Origin of the sequence: Microbispora siamensis (genome assembly GCF_016863095.1) — a bacterium.
In the GTDB taxonomy this organism is placed as follows: Bacteria; Actinomycetota; Actinomycetes; order Streptosporangiales; family Streptosporangiaceae; genus Microbispora; species Microbispora siamensis.
This window is the reverse complement of sequence record NZ_BOOF01000011.1, coordinates 66,017-83,925: the sequence shown is the minus strand read 5'-3', so window position 1 is coordinate 83,925 and position 17,909 is coordinate 66,017. Positions and strand designations below refer to the sequence as shown.

At 70.7% G+C, this 17,909-nt stretch carries 12 protein-coding genes; 5 read left to right on the top strand and 7 right to left on the bottom strand.

Features of this window, described 5'->3' with window-relative positions:
• Positions 1 to 2 precede the first annotated feature (2 nt).
• From Msi02_RS12295 to Msi02_RS12285, 3 genes are read right to left on the bottom strand one after another with little or no spacing between them, the layout of a single operon-like run.
• Positions 3 to 1,109, bottom strand: a complete 1,107-nt coding sequence (locus tag Msi02_RS12295) for a 3-dehydroquinate synthase II (RefSeq protein WP_204048463.1) — start codon at positions 1,107 to 1,109, stop codon at positions 3 to 5.
• Between the two features lie 39 nt (positions 1,110 to 1,148).
• Entirely contained in the window at positions 1,149 to 1,961 is an 813-nt protein-coding gene (locus tag Msi02_RS12290; protein ID WP_204048462.1) for a 2-amino-3,7-dideoxy-D-threo-hept-6-ulosonate synthase, read from the bottom strand.
• Between the two features lie 28 nt (positions 1,962 to 1,989).
• On the bottom strand, positions 1,990 to 3,228 hold the full coding sequence (locus Msi02_RS12285) for an aspartate kinase (RefSeq protein WP_239108340.1): 1,239 nt from the start codon (positions 3,226 to 3,228) through the stop codon (positions 1,990 to 1,992).
• A gap of 546 nt (positions 3,229 to 3,774) precedes the next feature.
• Between Msi02_RS12285 and Msi02_RS12280 the strand changes: the two genes are divergently transcribed.
• Genes Msi02_RS12280 through Msi02_RS12270 form a run of 3 tightly spaced genes read left to right on the top strand, consistent with a single transcriptional unit; the run spans position 3,775 to position 7,360 of the window.
• The gene (locus tag Msi02_RS12280; protein WP_239108339.1) at positions 3,775 to 4,380 is read left to right on the top strand and encodes a DUF4956 domain-containing protein; all 606 of its coding nucleotides are present in this window, start codon (positions 3,775 to 3,777) and stop codon (positions 4,378 to 4,380) included.
• Positions 4,377 to 5,207 (top strand): polyphosphate polymerase domain-containing protein, encoded by an 831-nt coding sequence (locus tag Msi02_RS12275; protein WP_204048460.1) that lies wholly within the window; start codon positions 4,377 to 4,379, stop codon positions 5,205 to 5,207. The genes Msi02_RS12280 and Msi02_RS12275 overlap by 4 nt, the downstream gene beginning before the upstream one ends.
• On the top strand, positions 5,198 to 7,360 hold the full coding sequence (locus Msi02_RS12270) for a CotH kinase family protein (RefSeq protein ID WP_204048459.1): 2,163 nt from the start codon (positions 5,198 to 5,200) through the stop codon (positions 7,358 to 7,360). The genes Msi02_RS12275 and Msi02_RS12270 overlap by 10 nt, the downstream gene beginning before the upstream one ends.
• Positions 7,361 to 7,420: 60 nt before the next feature.
• On the opposite strand, the gene Msi02_RS12265 is transcribed toward Msi02_RS12270, so the two are convergent.
• The 3 genes from Msi02_RS12265 to Msi02_RS12255 form a co-directional block, all read right to left on the bottom strand.
• Complete coding sequence (locus Msi02_RS12265; protein WP_204048458.1) at positions 7,421 to 8,953, bottom strand: hypothetical protein; 1,533 nt, start codon at positions 8,951 to 8,953, stop codon at positions 7,421 to 7,423.
• 78 nt (positions 8,954 to 9,031) lie between these two features.
• Complete coding sequence (locus Msi02_RS12260) at positions 9,032 to 10,534, bottom strand: outer membrane protein assembly factor BamB family protein (protein ID WP_204048457.1); 1,503 nt, start codon at positions 10,532 to 10,534, stop codon at positions 9,032 to 9,034.
• Positions 10,535 to 11,072: 538 nt separating this feature from the next.
• Complete coding sequence (locus tag Msi02_RS12255) at positions 11,073 to 12,413, bottom strand: hypothetical protein (RefSeq protein WP_204048456.1); 1,341 nt, start codon at positions 12,411 to 12,413, stop codon at positions 11,073 to 11,075.
• 340 nt (positions 12,414 to 12,753) lie between these two features.
• Here Msi02_RS12255 and Msi02_RS12250 point away from each other — a divergent pair, with 340 nt between their 5' ends.
• Positions 12,754 to 14,826, top strand: coding sequence for a heavy-metal-associated domain-containing protein (locus tag Msi02_RS12250; RefSeq protein WP_204048455.1), 2,073 nt, complete (start codon positions 12,754 to 12,756; stop codon positions 14,824 to 14,826).
• Positions 14,827 to 14,841: 15 nt separating this feature from the next.
• Here the strand turns inward: Msi02_RS12250 and Msi02_RS12245 are convergent, their stop codons facing one another.
• Positions 14,842 to 15,858, bottom strand: a complete 1,017-nt coding sequence (locus Msi02_RS12245; RefSeq protein WP_204048454.1) for a LacI family DNA-binding transcriptional regulator — start codon at positions 15,856 to 15,858, stop codon at positions 14,842 to 14,844.
• A gap of 459 nt (positions 15,859 to 16,317) precedes the next feature.
• Here Msi02_RS12245 and Msi02_RS12240 point away from each other — a divergent pair, with 459 nt between their 5' ends.
• Entirely contained in the window at positions 16,318 to 17,892 is a 1,575-nt protein-coding gene (locus Msi02_RS12240) for a cellulase family glycosylhydrolase (protein ID WP_204048453.1), read from the top strand.
• Positions 17,893 to 17,909 lie beyond the last annotated feature (17 nt).

Below are 17,909 nucleotides of genomic sequence, written 5' to 3'. Positions count from 1 at the left end.
CGTCACTTCTCCAGGCAGAACTCGTTGATCGGGTAACCGACGTGCCGGTCCTCACTGGGCAGGTAACCCAGCACGATGTCGCCCGGCCTCAGCTCGGTGCTGTTGAGGACGGCGCCCCCGGGGCCCAGGACGCGGACGTGCCAGTCGTCCTGAAGGATCAGGTTGACCGTCTGGCCGTTCGGGGCGACGGCGTCGATGGAGATCAGCGGGCGGGTCTCGATCTTGACACGGCCGACGGTGACCATCCGGGTCTGGCCCTTGACGTCCACGGCCATGACCTTGCTGCCGGCCTTCAGCTCGCTGAGGTAGTGGGTGCGCTCGTCCTTGGACAGCGTGTAGGAGTGGATCGCGCCCGCGTTGACCCGGAAGGGACGCGTCGGCATGTACGGCAGCGGATGGGTCTCACTGACGCAAAGGATCATGCCCTTGGAGTGCGAGCCCACCAGGATGCCCTCGTCCTCCCTGAAGTACGTGCAGGTGTCGACGCAGGCACGCTCGCCCATCCCGATGTGCTCGGTCCTGCGGACCTCCAGCTCGACCAGTTCGAGGTGCGGGGTGTCGGCGTCGGCGGCCGCCTTGAGCCGGGCCGCGTCGCCGACCCCGGCGGGAGCCATCATGACCCCGTCGGAGCCGTGCTCCAGGACCCCGAAAATGATCTCGGCCTCGGCCACGTCCTGGGCGATGGTGATGATGTTGCCGTCGGACCGGGCCGCCGCCGCGATCACGATCTCCAGTGGGATCTTGGTGGGATCGCGGAACAGCAGCACGCTCCACTTCTCCGTACGGGCCGACTCGCAGGCGTCGTCCAGTGTGGGCGCGTCGACGATCTCGACGAACCGGCCGAACTCGACGTCCGGGTGCTCGACGGCGAGCTCCGCCGGAGTGGTCCCGTGGGTCTCCGGGTCGACGATGACGACCGAGGCGTCGCCGAACTCGGTCGGCATCTCCCCCGGGCGGGGGAACAGCACCTTGGTGACCGTCGGGGGCAGGTCCGCCAGGTCGGCGGTGTCGTCCGCCACGACGGCGTCCAGCCGGTAGTGCAGGGCCTCCTGCAGGATCGCCTCCCTGGCCTCGCCCAGTGAGCGGATGTCGAGCCAACTCAGCTTCATCACAGGTCTCCTCAAGTGATCACGGGATCGACCGGCCGGTCACGCCGCCGGTGAGGTCACGGCGCTCATGCCGGCGTGCCGGTGCGGGTGGATCAGGTCGGCCACCTTCGCCGCCATGGCGCCCGGCTCGGGGGCGAGGAAGATGTTGCGGCCCATCGCGACACCCGCCGCACCCCCGCGCAGCGCGTCGTCCACGTACGCCAGGACCTTGTCCGCGTCGGGGTCCCGCGGACCACCGACGACCACGACCGGGATCGGCGACAGGCTCGTGATGTCCCGCATCTCGGAGGTCGCCTCGGCGCAGACGGTCTTGACGATGTCGGCTCCCAGGTCCGCGGCGAGCGAGACCGCGTGCGCGACCAGGTCGGCCTTCCGCGGGTTGGTGATCTGCGGCCCGCGCGGGTACATCATCGCCAGCAGCGGCACGTTCCAGCGGTCGCAGGCGTCCGCCACCGCCGCCATGTCGGCGATCTGCCGGCGCTCCTGGTCGGAACCGATGTTGACGTGGACGCTGACCGCGTCGGCCCCGAGCCGGAGGCTTTCCTCCACGCTGGCGACGAGGTATTTGGCGTTGGGGTCGGGCGCGTGCACCGTGCTCGCGCTGAGGTGCACGATGAGGGACATCCGCGTGAACCGCTCGGGGGCGACGTAACGCAGGCTTCCCTTGTGCAGGACCACCGCGTCGACGCCGTTGCCGGACAGCCGGTCGAGCAGCCGGTCGAGGTTCCGGCCTCCCGTCACCGGCCCCTCGGTCACGGAGTGGTCCAGCGGCACGATGAAGAGCCCGTCGTCCCCGCCGCGGTACATCCGGCGGAGCCGAAGCTCACGAGCGAAGGGATTGCTCACCTTCATGGTCGTCTGTCTCCTTGGGTTGGCAGGGTCAGGCCGGGACCGGGGAGGTGGAACCCACCTCGGTGTCGAGCGACTCGAGACCGAACTCCCGGTGCAGCAGCCGCGCCGCCCGTACGGCCGCATCGGCCGGAACGGTCATCGAGATACGCAGTTGCGAGGTCGCGACCGCGTTCACCGCGATGCCGGCGCGGCGCAGGCGCCGCAGGGCGCGTGCGGCGCACTCCGGGCTGGTGAGCAGCCCCCGGCCGACGACGGAGATCTTGGCGACGGCCCGATCGACCTCGGGCGCCTCGCCGTGGAACGTGGACGTCACGTACGACCGCACCGCGTCGACGTCCGCGCCGTCGACCGTCATTCCGACGCGGATTCCACCCTCCGCGTCGTGCAGTGTGGCCATGTCGACGAAGATGGATTCGCGGGCGAAGAAATCGAACAACTGTGCCGTCGCGTCCGCGTCCGGCAGAAGCAGGCCGACGCGGGCGACCTGGGCGTCTACCGCGACGCCGGTGACGGAGCCGCTGGACTCGAGCATTTCTCTCCTGGTGTCGCTGCGGGCCGCGATCACGCTTCCGGGACCCGGCCTCGTCGAGTGAAGAACGTGGATGTCCACGCCGTGCGCGGCCGCGAGATCGACGGCGCGGGAATGGAGCACCTGGGCCCCCGCCGACGACATCTCGGCCATCACGTCGACGTCGATGAGGGGAATGAGCGAGGCCGGCGGGACGATCCTGGGGTCGGCGGTGTAGACACCGTCGACGTCGGTGTAGATCTCGCAACGGTCGGCGCCGAGCTCCGCCGCGATCGCGACGGCCGTGGTGTCGGAGCCACCCCGTCCCAGGGTGATGAGGTCGAGCCGCTCGTTCATCCCCTGGAATCCCGCCACCACGGCGACCGCTCCCAAGGCGAGCACCTTTGTTATCGGCTCGGTGTCGACCGCGACGATGACGCCGCGTCCGTGCGTCCCGGTGGCAAGGATGCCGGTCTGAACACCGCTGAGGGAGTAGGCGGGCACTCCTAGCCGGTGCAGCGCCAGGGCGAGCAGCGCGGCCGACGCGGTCTCGCCGACGCCCAGGAGCTGATCCACCTCCCGCCCACTGGTCTCCGCGCCGACCTCGCGCGCGAGGCGGAGCAGTTCGTCGGTCGTGTCGCCCCGGGCGGAGACCACGACGACGACCGGATTCCCGGCCTCGCCGCTCTCCCGCACCCGCTTCGCCACACCCTCGATCTGCTCAAGCGTGGCGAGTGAACTCCCGCCGTATTTCTGCACCACGGGAGTGTGGTGCGAAATCCGGTTGTCTTTACCGTTCGAACGAGGCATCGGCAGCTCCCTCTTTCGAATCACCGAGGACAACTCTGCCGAAGCGCCGCATCATACGAATATCAACCTAATATTGATTAATCGGCACAATTTGTGCATAAATGACTGCGCAGCGTGCCGGCCGACCCTCGTCATCGCCTCGCGACTGCGGCCACACCTCGCATTCGCAGACAGCCGGGGGTGAAAGTTTCACATTGGGCCGGCATGAGCGCACCGCGACTGGCGTCGCCCCCCTCTCGCACCCGATAACGAGCACGGCGGCCTGAAATACGCCTCGAACAGGGGGAACCTCTGCTCTTCACACATGCGGAGCGTTACTCCGAACACAGCGGTACAACGGGTGTTCATTGACGAGACACCTGACATCCACCTATCGTTCGATGTGGGCTTCCGAAAGTTTCTAAATAGTTACGAAAGTTTCGGCGACCGTCTCACGGACCCCCTGCGGGAATCGGGCGATGCCCCATTCCCGGCAGCCACTCAGGAGGAACGAACGTGTTGGCTCAGCTCGTCCTGTTCACGATCGACATCTGCGCGGTGGTATTGCTCGTATTCGGGCTCTATTTCCCACGACACCGCCGACGCGACCTGGTCGTCTCCTACCTTGGGGTCAACATCGGCGTGCTCGCCGTGGCGAGCGCGCTGAGCGCCGGCAACGTCGGCGCCGGGCTCGGGCTGGGAATGGCGCTGTTCGGCGTGCTGTCCATCATCCGCCTGCGCTCGACGGAACTCGACCAGCACGAGGTCGCCTACTACTTCTCGGCCCTCGCCCTGGGAATCCTCGGCGCGGTGAGCACCACCTCGGTGTGGCTCAACGGCGGCATGATGGCGCTCATCCTCGCGGTGATGTTCCTCGGCGACCACCGGCGGCTGTTCCGGCACTACCGGCACCAGATCCTGGTGCTCGAATCGGCCTTCACGGACCATGTCGCGCTCGTCGCGCACCTGGAACAACTCCTCGACGCCCGGGTGCACGCCGTCACCGTCCAGCGGCTCGACCTGGTCAACGAGACCACCGTGGTCGACGTCCGGTACGCGCTGACCGACCGGGCGCTGACCGCCGAACCCGAAGCGCCCGCACCCGCCGGAGCGCGCCGATGACCGCGCTGCCCATCGGACCGGCCCTGGCGCGGCTGGCCCCCGTCGGGCTCGACGAGCTGATCGACCGGGCCGCGTTGCAGACCAGGGTGGACCGCAAGTACCTGGTCCCGGCGGAGGCGCTGCCCCGTCTGCTGGAACGGCTCACGCCGTACGCGCAGGTGCTGGACATCGACGGTGAACGCGCCTTCCGCTATCAGTCGGTGTATTTCGACACCCCTCAGTTGGCCAGCTACCACTGCGCGGCCTATCGCAGGCGCCGGCGTTTCAAGGTGCGCACCCGCACCTATCTCGACTCCGCCCAATGCTGGCTGGAGGTCAAGATCAGCGGCGCGCGGGGCAGCATCACCAAACACCGGCTGCCCTACGACCCGCGGGACCGCGGCACCGTGGACCCCGGGCGCGACTTCGTCGACGAGGCGCTCACCCGGGAGTCGATCGGTCCCGCCGCCAGGAGTTCCCTCGCCCCTGTCCTGGTGACCGAATACCGGCGCGCCACCCTGCTGCTGCCGGACACCGCGAGCCGGGTCACGCTCGACAGCGCACTCGCCTGGCGGCACGGCGACGCCGCCCTGCGGCTGCCCGGCCTCGCCGTGGTCGAGACCAAGACCGCCTCGGCCGCCACGCCCGTCGACCGCATGCTGTGGCGGGCGGGGATGAGACCCGCCCGCATCTCCAAGTACGCCACCGGCCTGGCCGCGCTCCGCCCCGACCTGCCCGACGCGCCGTGGCGGCGGACGCTGCGCCGCCACTTCCGCGGCACCGCGTCGCCGACGGACCCGGCGCCGGACCTCTCCCACCGCCCCGAACAGGAGGCATCGTGCGTCTGACGCTCCGCAGCACCGGCGCCGCGACCGCCCGCCGCATCACGAGGACCTGGGTCGCCGCCGTGCTCCTCACCGGGCTCCTCGCCGGGCCCCTCAACGCGTACCCGTCCTCGGCGGGCGCCGGGGCGGCTTCCGGCACCGGGTCGGCCGGCCGCGCCACGAGCACCACCGCCCCGGCGTCCGCGGCCGCCGCGGCGGCGGACGACCTGACCGGCGACATCGTCTTCTCCGTGCCGAGCGGCACCTTCCAGGGACAGGTGTCGGTGTCGCTGAGCACCGCGGTCGGCGGCGCGCAGATCCGCTACACCACCGACGGAACGCCGCCCACCGCGCAGTCGGCGCTCTACGGGGGCCAGCCGCTGCAGTTCACCCGTACCACGCAGTTGCGCGCGCAGGCCTTCGTCGACGGCACGGCGTCCGGGAAGCCCGGAACGGCCATGTACGTCCCCCGCGGCACCACCACGGCCCACGACCTGCCGCTGGTCCTGATCGACTCGTACGGCAAGGGCAAGCCCGGCAGGGAGTACCTCGACGCCGCCACCATGATCTTCGACCCGGGCGGCGGTGCGGCGACGACGTCGCTGGCCGCGGCTCCGGCGGTCGCCACCCGCGCCGGAGTGCACCTGCGGGGGCAGTCGTCGGCCTCGTTCGAGAAGGCGCCGTACCGCCTCGAGTTCCGGGACAACGACAACGACGACGCGGACTATCCGGTGCTGGGGATGCCGGCCGACTCCGACTGGGTGCTGCGCGGGCCGTTCCCCGACAAGTCGCTGATCCGCGAGGCCCTGGTCTACGACCTCGGCAAGGAGATGGGGCTGAAGGTTCCCCGGTATCGGTTCGTGGAGCTCTACCTCAACACCGACGCCGGCCCGGTGGGCGCCGACGACTACATGGGCGTCTACATGATCGCCGAGACGATCAAGAACTCGAAGAACCGCCTCGACCTCAAGAAGCTGGACGAGGACGACACGACCCTGCCGAAAATTACGGGCGGGTACATCTGGAAGTTCGAGTGGATGGCCGCCGAGGAGCCGACGCTGCCGTGCAGCGGGTCGTCGGCCACCTGCTGGAGCTACCTCGAAGTGGTCGACCCCTCACCGCTGCAGCCGCAGCAGAAGGACTGGCTGCGCGGTTACATCCAGGAGTTCCACAACGTGCTGCACTCGCAGAACTTCGCCGACCCGAACACCGGCTACCGGGCGTACGTCGACGTGAACTCCTTCGTCGACCAGTTGATCGTCTACGAGCTGAGCCGGAACATGGACGCCAACTATCGCAGCGCCTACTTCTACAAGGACCGGGACACGAAGATCTTCGCTGGGCCGCTGTGGGACTACGACCTCACGTTCGGCGTGGGCGGGTTCTTCCAGAACGACCAGACCGCGGGCTGGCAGTATCAGCAGACCCGGCAGCCGGTCGCCAACGACTGGTTCACGCAGCTCATGCGGGATCCGGCCTTCGTCGACCAGGTCAAGGCGCGCTGGCAGACGCTGCGCCGCGGCGTGCTCTCCGACGCCGCGCTGCAGAGCAGGATCGACGCTCTCGCCCAGCCGCTGACCAACGCCGCGCAGCGCAACTTCCAGCGCTGGCCGAACCTCACGACACGCACCATCGGCTTCTTCAACACCCCGACCGCGTCCACCTGGCAGGGTCAGGTGCAGTACCTGCGCGACTGGACGCTGCGCCGCGCCGCCTGGCTGGACTCGACGGCGGGGTGGGGCGGTGCGATCACCTCGCCCAGCTCCAGCCCCTCGCCCAGTGCCAGCCCGAGCCGCTCGCCCAGCCCCTCGCCGAGCCCGTCGCCCAGCGTGAGCCCGAGCCCCTCGCCGAGCCCGAGTCCTTCGCCGTCCGGCGGAGTGTCCGGGACGTGCTCGGCGACGTTCCGGGTGGTCAACTCCTGGCCGGACGGCTTCCAGGGTGAGGTCACGGTGCGCGCGGGCAACGCGGCGATCAACGGCTGGACCGTGAACTGGACCTGGCCCGGTTCGCAGACCATCACCCAGATCTGGGGAGGCGTACGGTCGGGCTCCGGCGCGAACGTGACGGTGCGCAACGAGTCGTGGAACGCCTCGCTCGCGGCCAACGCGACCACGACCTTCGGCTTCGTCGGCGGAGGGTCCTCGGCCACCCCGGCGGTCACCTGCACCAGTCCCTGAGGTGAAGCGGATCGGCGAGGTCCCGTCCGCCGGACGGGACCTCGTCGCGCACCGGTCGAATCAACCGTCCGCCGGGCCGTGTGACGACACCAGCGCCGACATCACCGTGAGCGGCAGTGCCGGGTTGGCGGCGGCGGCCTCCACCACCTGCCACTCGTCGTCCGCGAGCAACTCGACGACGACCTCGGGCGGCAGGGCCGGGTGACCCGCGGCGACCGGCCTGGCCTGCCGGTCCTGCAGGCACGCCGACAGCGCCCGCGCCGTCGCGTTGGGGTGGCGCGCGACCTCGCGGAACGCCTTCTGCACCGGCGGCCGGTGCCGCACCAGGTCCTCCAGCAACGCCGGCGACGCGTCCGGATTCCTCGCCACCCTGGCGAGGACCCGTACGCCGTGCCGGTCGACCATGGCACGCAACTGGGCTTCGGACAGGCCCGGATGCGGCGCGATGGACTTGAGCACCTTGGCGTCGGGGTCGGCGGCCAGCGCGTCGCGGATCTCGGACGGCAGGTCGCGCCGTTCGGCCACCAGCATCCGCCCGGCCGGGTTCGCCGAGGCGGCCAGTTCCCCGACCTCGGCGGGCGTGGCGGCGGCGATCCGCGGCAGCAGGGTGGGACCGATCCTGACGGTTCCGGCCAGGCGGATGAGCACGTCCAGCGGCACGCGCGGGTTGTGGGCGAGTTCGCGCCGCACGTCGTGACCGGGATCGGCGGCCAGCCTGTGGATCAGGCGGTCGTCGATCGCGGGATTCTCCGCGAGAGTGCCGCGGATGCCGGGCTCCGGGCTGCCGGCGAGCCGTTCGTACACCTCATGAGGCAGGTCGGTGCGCCCGGCCAGCGCCCAGCGCAGCAGCGTCGAAGGATGGTCGGCGAAGCCGAGCACGGCCGCGGCAGGCGTGGCCGGGTTTCTCAGCGCCTGCTGCTGCATCTCGTGGAGCGTGGACTCGTGGGAGCCGTCACACGAGGCATCCCATGGCAGCTCGCAGTCGGGCTCCCGGCACTCAGGATCGTGGACGAACGGCGTCTCCTTCCGGTCGCAGACCAGGCACCGCCGCGCCGGAGACATCCCTTCGCCGGTGAGCAGCGCGGCCAGCACCTCGGGCGGTGTCGCCTCGTTGGCGGCCACCGAGCGGCGGACCTCGGCATGCGGGTGCTCCGCGAGCCGCGCCGCCATGTCCGGCGTCGTCCACAGTGCGAGCTCCGCGACGACCCGGATGTCGGTGTCGGCGGCGAGGGTCTTCGCCACGTCTGGCGGGAGGCCGGGGCAGGCGGCCAGCCGCTCCCGACGTTCGACGATCGGATCCCCCGCGAACAGGCGTGCCCACTCCGGACGGCCGGCTCCCTCGGTGAGCAGGGCGAACGCGGCGAGCGGCTGGGCCACCGGATCAATGTCGGCGGCCGTCAGCAGCCCCCGCTCCGCGAGCAATCCGGCGCTCTCTTCGACGCGCGAGACCAGCGCCACCGCCTGCGCACGGGTCAGGTCGGCACGCCCGGCCAGGCTTGCGGCGATGTCCTCGTCGGCAACCGTGACCAGCCGTTCCACGAGATCGAATGGCAGGGCCGGATTCTCGGCGCGGCCGCACAGGACGTGGTCCACAGGGACATACTGCCCTGCCGTGATCACTTCGGCATGCGAGTTCTCGGCCGCCGCGCGGGCCCGGCCCGGTCAGCCCTCCTAGGTGTGGACGTAGACGACCGCGTGCTTCACGGCGACCGAGGTCCACGGCACGATGACGACGGCGCCGTTCCGCTCGTACACCCGTGCGTCGTCCCCCTCGGTGCCGTACTTCTGCGGCAGCTCCGCCACCTCCGCCGCCTTGCCGGTGGCCGCGTCCAGGCGGACGAGCCGGGGAGGCAGGTCGCGCCAGTCGCCGACCTCCAGAGCGAGCAGGCCGTGGTCGTCGGCACGGACGAGATTCAGCTTCGTGGGCTGGGTGCCGGACGACTCCCACACCTGTTTGCCCGTCTTGAGGTCGAAGGCGAGCGCCTTGTCGCCTGATCGCGCCTTGCCCGGCACGTTCTGCGGGAAGGTCGTGAGGTAGAGACGGTCACCGTGCACGGCGTAGCGGCGCTGCTCGAACATCCCGTCCACGAACGCAACCGTGTTCATCGCGAGCATGTCCACCTTGCCGGTCGTGAACTCGCTGACCTTGCCGCCCCGGTCGTCGAGGACCGTGAAAGTGCTCTTGTCGCCCTCCTCCTGGCGGACGATCAGCGGATCGGCCGACAGCATCAGGCTCATCAGGCTGAGATCGCCCATCTTGTATCGCCATCCGGCCTTGCCGCTCTTCGGGTCGAGCACCTGCACGAAGTTGCCCGAGCCCTCGAAGCTGCAGTCGAGGAGCAGGGCCACCCGGGTGGCCGCCGTGTTCACGTCCTTGATGTGGCAGCCCTGGGGAAACCGGGCCGTCCACTGCTTGCCGCCGTCGGAAAGGCGGTAGCCGGACAGGACGCGGTTCGCGTACACCACGGCGACGGAGCCCGCGTTCATGATCCGAGGCACGGTGAGCGAGTTGGCCAGCCGGGACTTCTCCGCCGGAATCTTGATCTTCCAAGTGATCTTGCCCGTCGCGGCGTCGACGCCGGCCAGGTGGTCGCACAGCTGGTCGCTGCCGTACGCCACGGCGCCCTTGCCGTTCTCCAGGTCGGCGGTGGCGCCGCAGAGCTGGTCGCCGGGCGAGGGGGTGCCCCAGGCGCGCTTGCCCGAGGTCAGGTCGTAGGCGAGCACCCCGTCGCGCTGCACCCGGATGACCGTCTTGTCGGTCAGCCAGCCCGCGAACGCGAGCCCCTGGGTGAAGTCCATGCTGTCGGCGCTCGCGAGCGGGACGGACCATTCCCCCGCGCCTCCGCCGGATCCGGTGCCGGAACCGCCGCCCGCGACGAACCAGGCGGTCCCCGCGCCCACCGCCAGCAGCACCACCAGCCCGAGCGCGACGAACAGCGCCGTCTTGCCCTTGCCGCCGGGCGCCTGCGGCTGTGGTTGCGGCGGAAGCCCCGTGGCGGGTTGTCCCGGATTGGCATAACCCTGGCCTGGGTAGCCCCCCTGCTGGCCGGCGTAGCCCTGCTGGCCCGGATACCAGGGCGTCTGGCCCTGCGCGGGCGGAGCGGCCTGGCCCGGCTGCGGCCAGGGCTGCGAGTACGGCGAGCCCGCATATCCCTGACCCGGCCCGCCCTGCACCGGCCCACCTTGCCCTGGCCCGCCTTGCACCGGCCCGCCTTGTCCCGGCTGGCCCTGTCCCGGCTGACCGTACGGCGCCGGCGCGCCGGGGGCACCCGGGCTCCAGGGGGCGGCCTGGCCCGGCGGGCCGTACGCCGGAGGGGCCGGGGCCTGCGGACCCGGCCCCGCCTGGCCTGGCGACGCGGGTTGACCCCACTGCCCCTGACCACCCGGCTGCCCGTACGCCGACTGACCGGGCGCGGGCTGACCATAGGCCGACTGACCGGGCGCGGGCTGACCATAGGCCGGCTGACCGGGCGCGGGCTGACCATAGGCCGGCTGACCGGGTGCGGCCTGACCATAGGCCGACTGGCCGGGTGCGGGCTGACCGGGGGCGGGCCGGCTCCAGCCTGCGGCGTCGCCCGGTTGTCCCTGGCCGCCGTACGGCTGTTCCTGGCCGCCCTGGGGCGATGGGCCCGGGCCGTGGGGGTACGGCGAGGGCGGAGTGGGCCCGCCGTACGGGTTCCCGGTGTGCTGATCCGTCATGCCTCTCCCCCGATCACGCGAGCTGGGCGCGGACGTAGCCCGCCCACTGCCGCTCGAAGTCCGCCTTCGTCACGCCGAGCGCCTGGAACAGGGCGGCTTCGCTGTCGTCGCCCGGCGCCCGGTAGGCCGCGACCACGCCCTCGACCAGCTTCCGCTCGCCGTACTTCTGGGCGACGAACCGCATGGCCAGATGCCCCATGAGGTAGTTGACGCTGGTCATCTGCTTGAAGTCCCAAAGCGCGTTGGTCGGCAGCTTCCCGTCGAACGGCATGGCGAGCCGCCCTGCCACGTAGGCACGGCCCTCACTGATACGCCGGTTTCCGCTGATCGGCTGGTTGCGGCCGGCGACGTACTCGGCGAAGCCCTCGGTGATCCAGTTCGCGCGGCCGAACAGAGCGAACTGCGCACTGTCGAGCCCGGCGACGAGCGAGTGCGCGAGCTCGTGCTCGGAGATCTCCATGATCCCCTGCTCGTCCCTGAAGAACTCGGACGTCGTGTCCATGACCACGCGGGTGCCGCCGATCTTCACGGTGTCGTCGGCGATCCCCCAGCTCGGCATCGGGATCGAAACGCCTGCCTCGTTCGCCTTGGCCGTACGGAACAGCTTGCCGAGCTGGGTCTTTCCCTCGACCAGCGCCACCAGGAACCCGGTCGGCACCGCAGCGTCCGGATCGCCGTTCTTCTGCCAGAAGGCGAGATCGCTCGCGGCGGCGGCGGAGACGGCAGGCGCGACGCGCCGGGCCAGGGCGGCGTCCTGCGGCCTGGCGAGGACCAGGCTGCCGCCCGCCTTCGCCACCACGACGTCCGGCCAGATGTCCCACGGCCCGGGGAAGTACATCGTCTTCGAGGCCTCGCCGCTGATCGTCGGCGGTGCTCCCTCCACCTTCGTCACGACGAGGGGTGCTTTCGGCGACGCCTTCTCGATGGTCCAGCGATACCACTCGGACACCGGACGCAGGTCGATGCCGGCGAACCGGTGGACGAACGCGACGTCCTGCGTGAACTTCACGCCTCGCCCGAAACTGTCCTGAGCCCGGCCCTGGCGGCGCAACACCTGGTAGGACTTCTCGGCCAGCGGCATCTTGCGCAGGTTGGCGAAGACTCTCGCCTGGCCGCGGACCAGAGCGGCGTTCTTCTGATCGAAGATCGAGGTGAACGCCTTGGCGTCACCCGAGGCCAGTGCCCTGCTGTGCGACTCGACCAGCTTGGTGATCTCGTCGTCCTTCACGACAACCGTGTTGGAGTCGGTGGCGGCGTCGCCCGTGGGGTCGTCGCCGGAGCGACCCCGCAAGACCAGGCCCACCCCCGCCCCCACCGCGACGACGAGGACGAGGGACAGGATGCCGAGCGTCACCCACAGTCCGGTCCTGCGCCGGGGCGCAGGAGGGGGAGGCGGAGGCGGAGCCTGCCACTGCTGTGGTGGAGGACCGTACTGCCACTGCGGCGAAGGGGGAGGCGGAGGCTGCCACTGCGGCGGCGGCTGAGGCGGATACTGCTGGTGATAACCGGGCCCCGTCGTCACTCTTGCCCCGTATGTGATCAGAGTTACCGAAAGGCGTAAAGCGTATCAGCGGCCACGAAGCCGCCACTTGCGCTTCCCGGAATGCGCCGCATGCTCCCGATATGGCGCGCACCAGTGATGTTCCTCCGGCTGACAGGCGTAGGGCGGGGTCCTACCGGGTAGAGCGCCGCCGATGCCAGGAAATGTGTTTTCGCTGCTCAGCGGCCCGGCACGGATGGCGGACCGGATGGCGTCGGCGACCGGCCGCACGGCGGGCGCGGCGCTGAACACCGCGCAGGCGGCAGTCGTCGCCGGCGCGGGCATGGCGATCGCGGGAGCGGCCGCCGCCGCGAAGATCACCGCGTCCGCCGCCGGGACGATGGGCGAGGCGGCCGGCGCAGGCGGCAGGGGCGTCCGCCTGGCCGTGACGAAGACCGAATCCGTGGCGCGGCAGGGCCTCGATACCGCCAGGGCGCTGCCCCGGAAGGCGGCCTGGGTGGGGCAGGTCCTGACGGATCTGCACGAGCGCCGGCACCATCGCCGGGCGTGGGCGGAGCACGGGCACGCCTACATCGAGGTACGCGGTCTGGAGGGCGAGGACGGACGGGCGCGCGAACTGGCCACGGGTGTGCCGAAGGCGCTGAGCCGGCTGCGAGGAGTCCGCTGGGCCGAGGTCAACGCGGTGACCGGACAGGTGCTGGTGGCGTTCGACGAACGGCGACTGGGCCTGGAGCGGCTGCTGGAGACGGTCCGCGCGGTGGAGAAAACCTACGGCACCCAGGAGGAGGACTTCCCCTGGAGCCGGGCGACTCATCCGGGTGACAGCGCGGCCATCGCCGCCGCCGCGGCCGAGCTCGCCGCCGACTGTGTGGCCCTGACATCGGCGGTGGCGGGGAAGGTGTTCCGGCTTCCGGCGCTGCCCCACGAGGCACGGCTGGCCGTCGCCCTGATCGAGGTGGAACACGGCCTGCGCCGGTGGCTCAAGCGACGGATCGGCCCCATCGAGACCGATCTGATGCTCTCCCTGGTGAGTGCCGCCGCCCACGGCCTGTCCCAAGGCATCGCCTCCCCGGCGGTCGACGCCGTGTATCGCGCGCTCCTTCTCGCCGAGGTGTGGGAGCGGCGGAAGGTCTGGCAGCGCCGGGAGGCCGAGCTGTGCTTCCGTCCGGAGAGCCTGCCACACGAGCCGCGGCCTCGCCCGCCCCGGCCGAGGCACCGCCCTCCTGGGCCCGTCGAGAAATGGAGTGACCGGCTCGGTCCCATCGCCCCGGCGCTTGCGGCCATCGTGTTCGCCCTCACGCGCAGTCCGGGCCGGGCGGCCGATGCGATCCTCGCCGCGGCGCCCAAGGCCGCCCAGTACGGGCGCGGGGGATTCGCCTCGGCAGCGGGCTGGGAGCTGGCACGCAGAGGGATCCTGCCGCTGAACGCCGCGGTGTTCCGGCGGCTGGACCGGATATCGGTGATCGTCATCGACTCTCGTGTGCTCTGTGGCGAACGCCCCCGGGTGCTGACCGCCGACGCCGAGCCGGGCGTCGAAGTGGCTCATGTGCGGCAGGCCGCGACCGACGTGCTGGCCGGGCTGTCGCGGAACGATGTCGGCGGTGCCGGCGCCGGCCCGTGGCGGCACGGCGGCATCCGGCTGGAGCGCGGCAGTGGCCCGGACAGGGGCCGCCTGGTCGTCCACGAGCACGACCGGCGGCTCGGCCGCGTCACCGTCAGGGCGGAGCTCGCGCCGCTGGCCGCCGCCGTACTCGACGCCGCCGGGTCCGCCGGATCCACCGTGGTGCTGACCGACGAACCGAGCGTCGCCGGACTGCTGCCGCATGCCGATCGAATACTGGACGCCGAGGACGGCCTGGCCGGGCACGTACGGCGGTTCCAGGAAGCCGGTGAGGATGTCCTGGTCATCTCGGCGGCGGACGAGGAGGCGCTGGCCGCCGCCGACGCCGGTGTCGCGATCACCGACGCCTGCGGCGGCGCGTGCTGGTCGGCCGACGTGGTGTGCGGCGGCGATCTGGCCGGCGTGTGGCGGGTCCTTCGGACGACGGCGGCAGCACGAGGGGTGAGCGAACGTGCGGTTCGCCTGGCCCAGGCCGGCTTCGCGCTGGCCGCACTTCTGATGCTCGTCGGCGGGCGGCACCGCCCCGCGTCGTTCGTGCTCGCTCCGGTGCACATCGCAGCGGCGATCGCCATGACCGATGGCGCGATCGCCGGGCTGCGGGCCACGAGAGCGGCCCCGCCCCCGCCCTCGATCCACCTGCCCTGACACGGCGCCGGTCGGTCAGGCCGGCGGGGAGGTGGTGCTCGACCGGACGACCAGACTCGCCGTGCCGACCTGCCGCGAGCCGGGGGCACGGCCGTCGATCGTGTCCGCCAGCACCCGTGCGGTCTGCACGCCGTACGCCTGGATGTCCCACGAGAGCGCCGTCAGCGCCGGTCGTACCATCACGCAGAGCTGCGAGTCGTCACCGGCCACGATCGACAGCTCGTCCGGCACGGCGACGCCCATCTCCTGCGCCACGTTGAGCGCGGCGGTGGCCATCACGTCGTTGTCGAACGTGATCGCGGTCGGGCGGTCGCGCCGGGACAGCAGCGTCCGCGTGGCCCGCATGCCCTCCTCCCAGGTGTAGTCGGTCTCGACGACCTGTGGTTCACCGAGGCCGTGACCGAGCACGGCCTGGCGGAAGGCCGCGATGCGTACTTGGGTGTGCTCCAGTGCGGACAACCCCGCGACGCGGGCGATGCGGCGGTGTCCGAGCGCCACCAGGTAGTCGACCGCCGAGACCACGGCTGCCGCGTCGTCGGTCCAGACGGCGGGCAACTCCGTGTCCGGCCGGGGCCGGCCGACCAGAACGGCCGGGATCTGGAGTTCCTCGAGCACCGGGATCCGCGCGTCCTCCGTCCACAGGTCCGTGACGACCATGCCGTCGACGCGCCGTTCCGCCCAGCAGAGCCGCATCGCGTCGATCGCAGCGCGGTGGTCCTCGACGACCTGCAGGAGCAGCGCGGTGCGCCGCCCGGACAGTTCGCGTTCCAGCCCGGCGATGAACCGCATGAAGAAGGGCTCGACACCGAGCGTGTCCGCCGGGCGGGCGATGATCAGGCCGACGCTGTGCGCCCGGGACCCGGACAGGGACCTGGCCGCCGCGCTCGGCCGCCAGCCGATCTCGTTGGCGATGTCGAGGATGAGTTTGCGGGTCTCCGCGGACACTCCCGGCCGGCCGTTGAGCGCGTACGACACGGCGCCGATCGAGACACCGGCCCTTGCCGCGATCTCGGCGATGGTCGGCCGCTTCACCGCATCCCCCCTCACGTCCTGACCATTCTGTTACCGCTGCCGGAAGAGGAACAGCCTTTCCTGTCTCCCCCCGGAAAGGGCTGGAACCCCCGCGATCTTAAGCGCTTAAGTCACCACGTCGGCCAGATCCCCATCGCGGCTGCCGAGGAACACTTCCACCGTCCGGCGCGCGGCCGACGTCGGGGTGCCCACTGAAACTTTCTCGGTACGCACACGTCATCGAGGACGTGAACACCGCGGACTCAGACGCTCGAACGCCCCGGCGGCCGCCGACGGACCCGCACGTCCGGATCGGCTTTTCACCTGATGTGACGACGGGGAACCGTTTCCGTCGCTTTCCGTGTCCGGCCCGCCTCGCACCCCGCAGAGGGACGTCCTTGACTTAAGCCCTTAAGTAACCCACCGTTCATCCACAGCGCTGCTCTCGACGGCCGTCCGGTTCCCAGTAAGGAGGCTTCGATGCAACTACGTGTCAGACTGGCGGCAGCCGCCGCAGGAGTGCTGGCCGCAGCGGGCATGTCCGCGATATCCGTCCCCGCCGTGGCCGCCCCCGGCGGGTGCTCGGTGCAGTACAAGGTCGTCAGCGAGTGGCAGGGCGGCTTCCAGGGCGACGTCGCGATCACCGGCCTCGGCGGCCCGCTGACCGGCTGGACCTTGGAGTTCGACTTTCCCGCGGCTGGTCAGGGCGTGAGCAACGGCTGGAACGCCGACTGGTCGCAGTCCGGCGCGCACGTCACGGCCAAGAGCCTGAGCTGGAACGGCAACGTCCCCGCCAACGGCTCGGTGTCGATCGGCTTCATCGGCAAGTGGAGCGGGAGCAACCCGGTGCCCGCCGCGTTCACCGTCAACGGCGTCACCTGTAACGGCGCGTCCCCAAGCCCCAGCCCGAGCCCGAGCCCCAGCCCGAGCCCGAGCCCGTCGCCGAAACCGAGCCCATCCCCGTCCCCGTCCCCGAGCCCATCACCGTCCTCGTCTCCCAGCCCCCAGCCCGACGGGCCGGCCCCGCAGTTGCACGTCTCGGGCAACAGGTTGGTGACTTCGGCCGGCAAGCCGTACCGGCTGCTGGGTGTCAACCGCTCCAGTGGGGAGTTCGCCTGCATCCAGGGCAGGGGCATGTGGGACGGCCCGGCGGATCAGGCCTCCGTCGCCGCGATGAAGCCGTGGAACATCCATGTGGTGCGGATCCCGCTGAACGAGGAGTGCTGGCTGGGGACCGGCGACGTGCCTTCGGGCGGGACCAGCGGCGCGGCCTACCAGCAGGCGGTCAAGGACTACGTGAACCTGCTGATCGCCAATGGGATCACGCCGATCGTCGAGATGCACTGGAACTACGGCCAGTACACGGGGCCGGGCGCGGGCTGCTCGGATGTGGCGGCGACCTGCCAGAAGCCCATGCCCGACGCGAAGTACGCGCCGACGTTCTGGACCCAGGTGGCGAACACGTTCAAGGGCAACAACGCCGTCATCTTCGACCTGTTCAACGAGCCCTATCCGGACGCGGCCAACAACTGGACGGACGCCACCGCGGCGTGGACCTGCCTGCGTGACGGCGGCACCTGCGCCGGGATCGGCTACCAGGTCGCCGGCATGCAGACCCTGGTCGACGCGGTCCGTGCCACCGGAGCCGCCAATGTCATCATGACGGCCGGTCTCACCTGGACCAACGACCTGAGCCAGTGGCTGAACTACAAGCCGAAGGACCCGACCGGCAACCTGATGGCCTCCTGGCACTCCTACAACTTCAACGGGTGCGTGGACACCACCTGCTGGAACAACACGATCGGCGCCGTCGCCGCGAAGGTGCCGGTGGTGGCCGGTGAGATCGGCCAGAACACCTGCGCCCACGACTACATCGACAAGGTCATGAACTGGGCCGACGCGAACGGTGTCGGTTACCTCGCCTGGACCTGGAACGCCTGGGGAGTCTGTGACAGCTCGGGCAACGTCCTCATCACCGACGCCAACGGCACTCCGACCAGCACCTTCGGCGAGGGGTTCAAGGCCCACCTGGTGACACAGAACCCCTACGCGTGATCCCCTGTCCCGGCCAC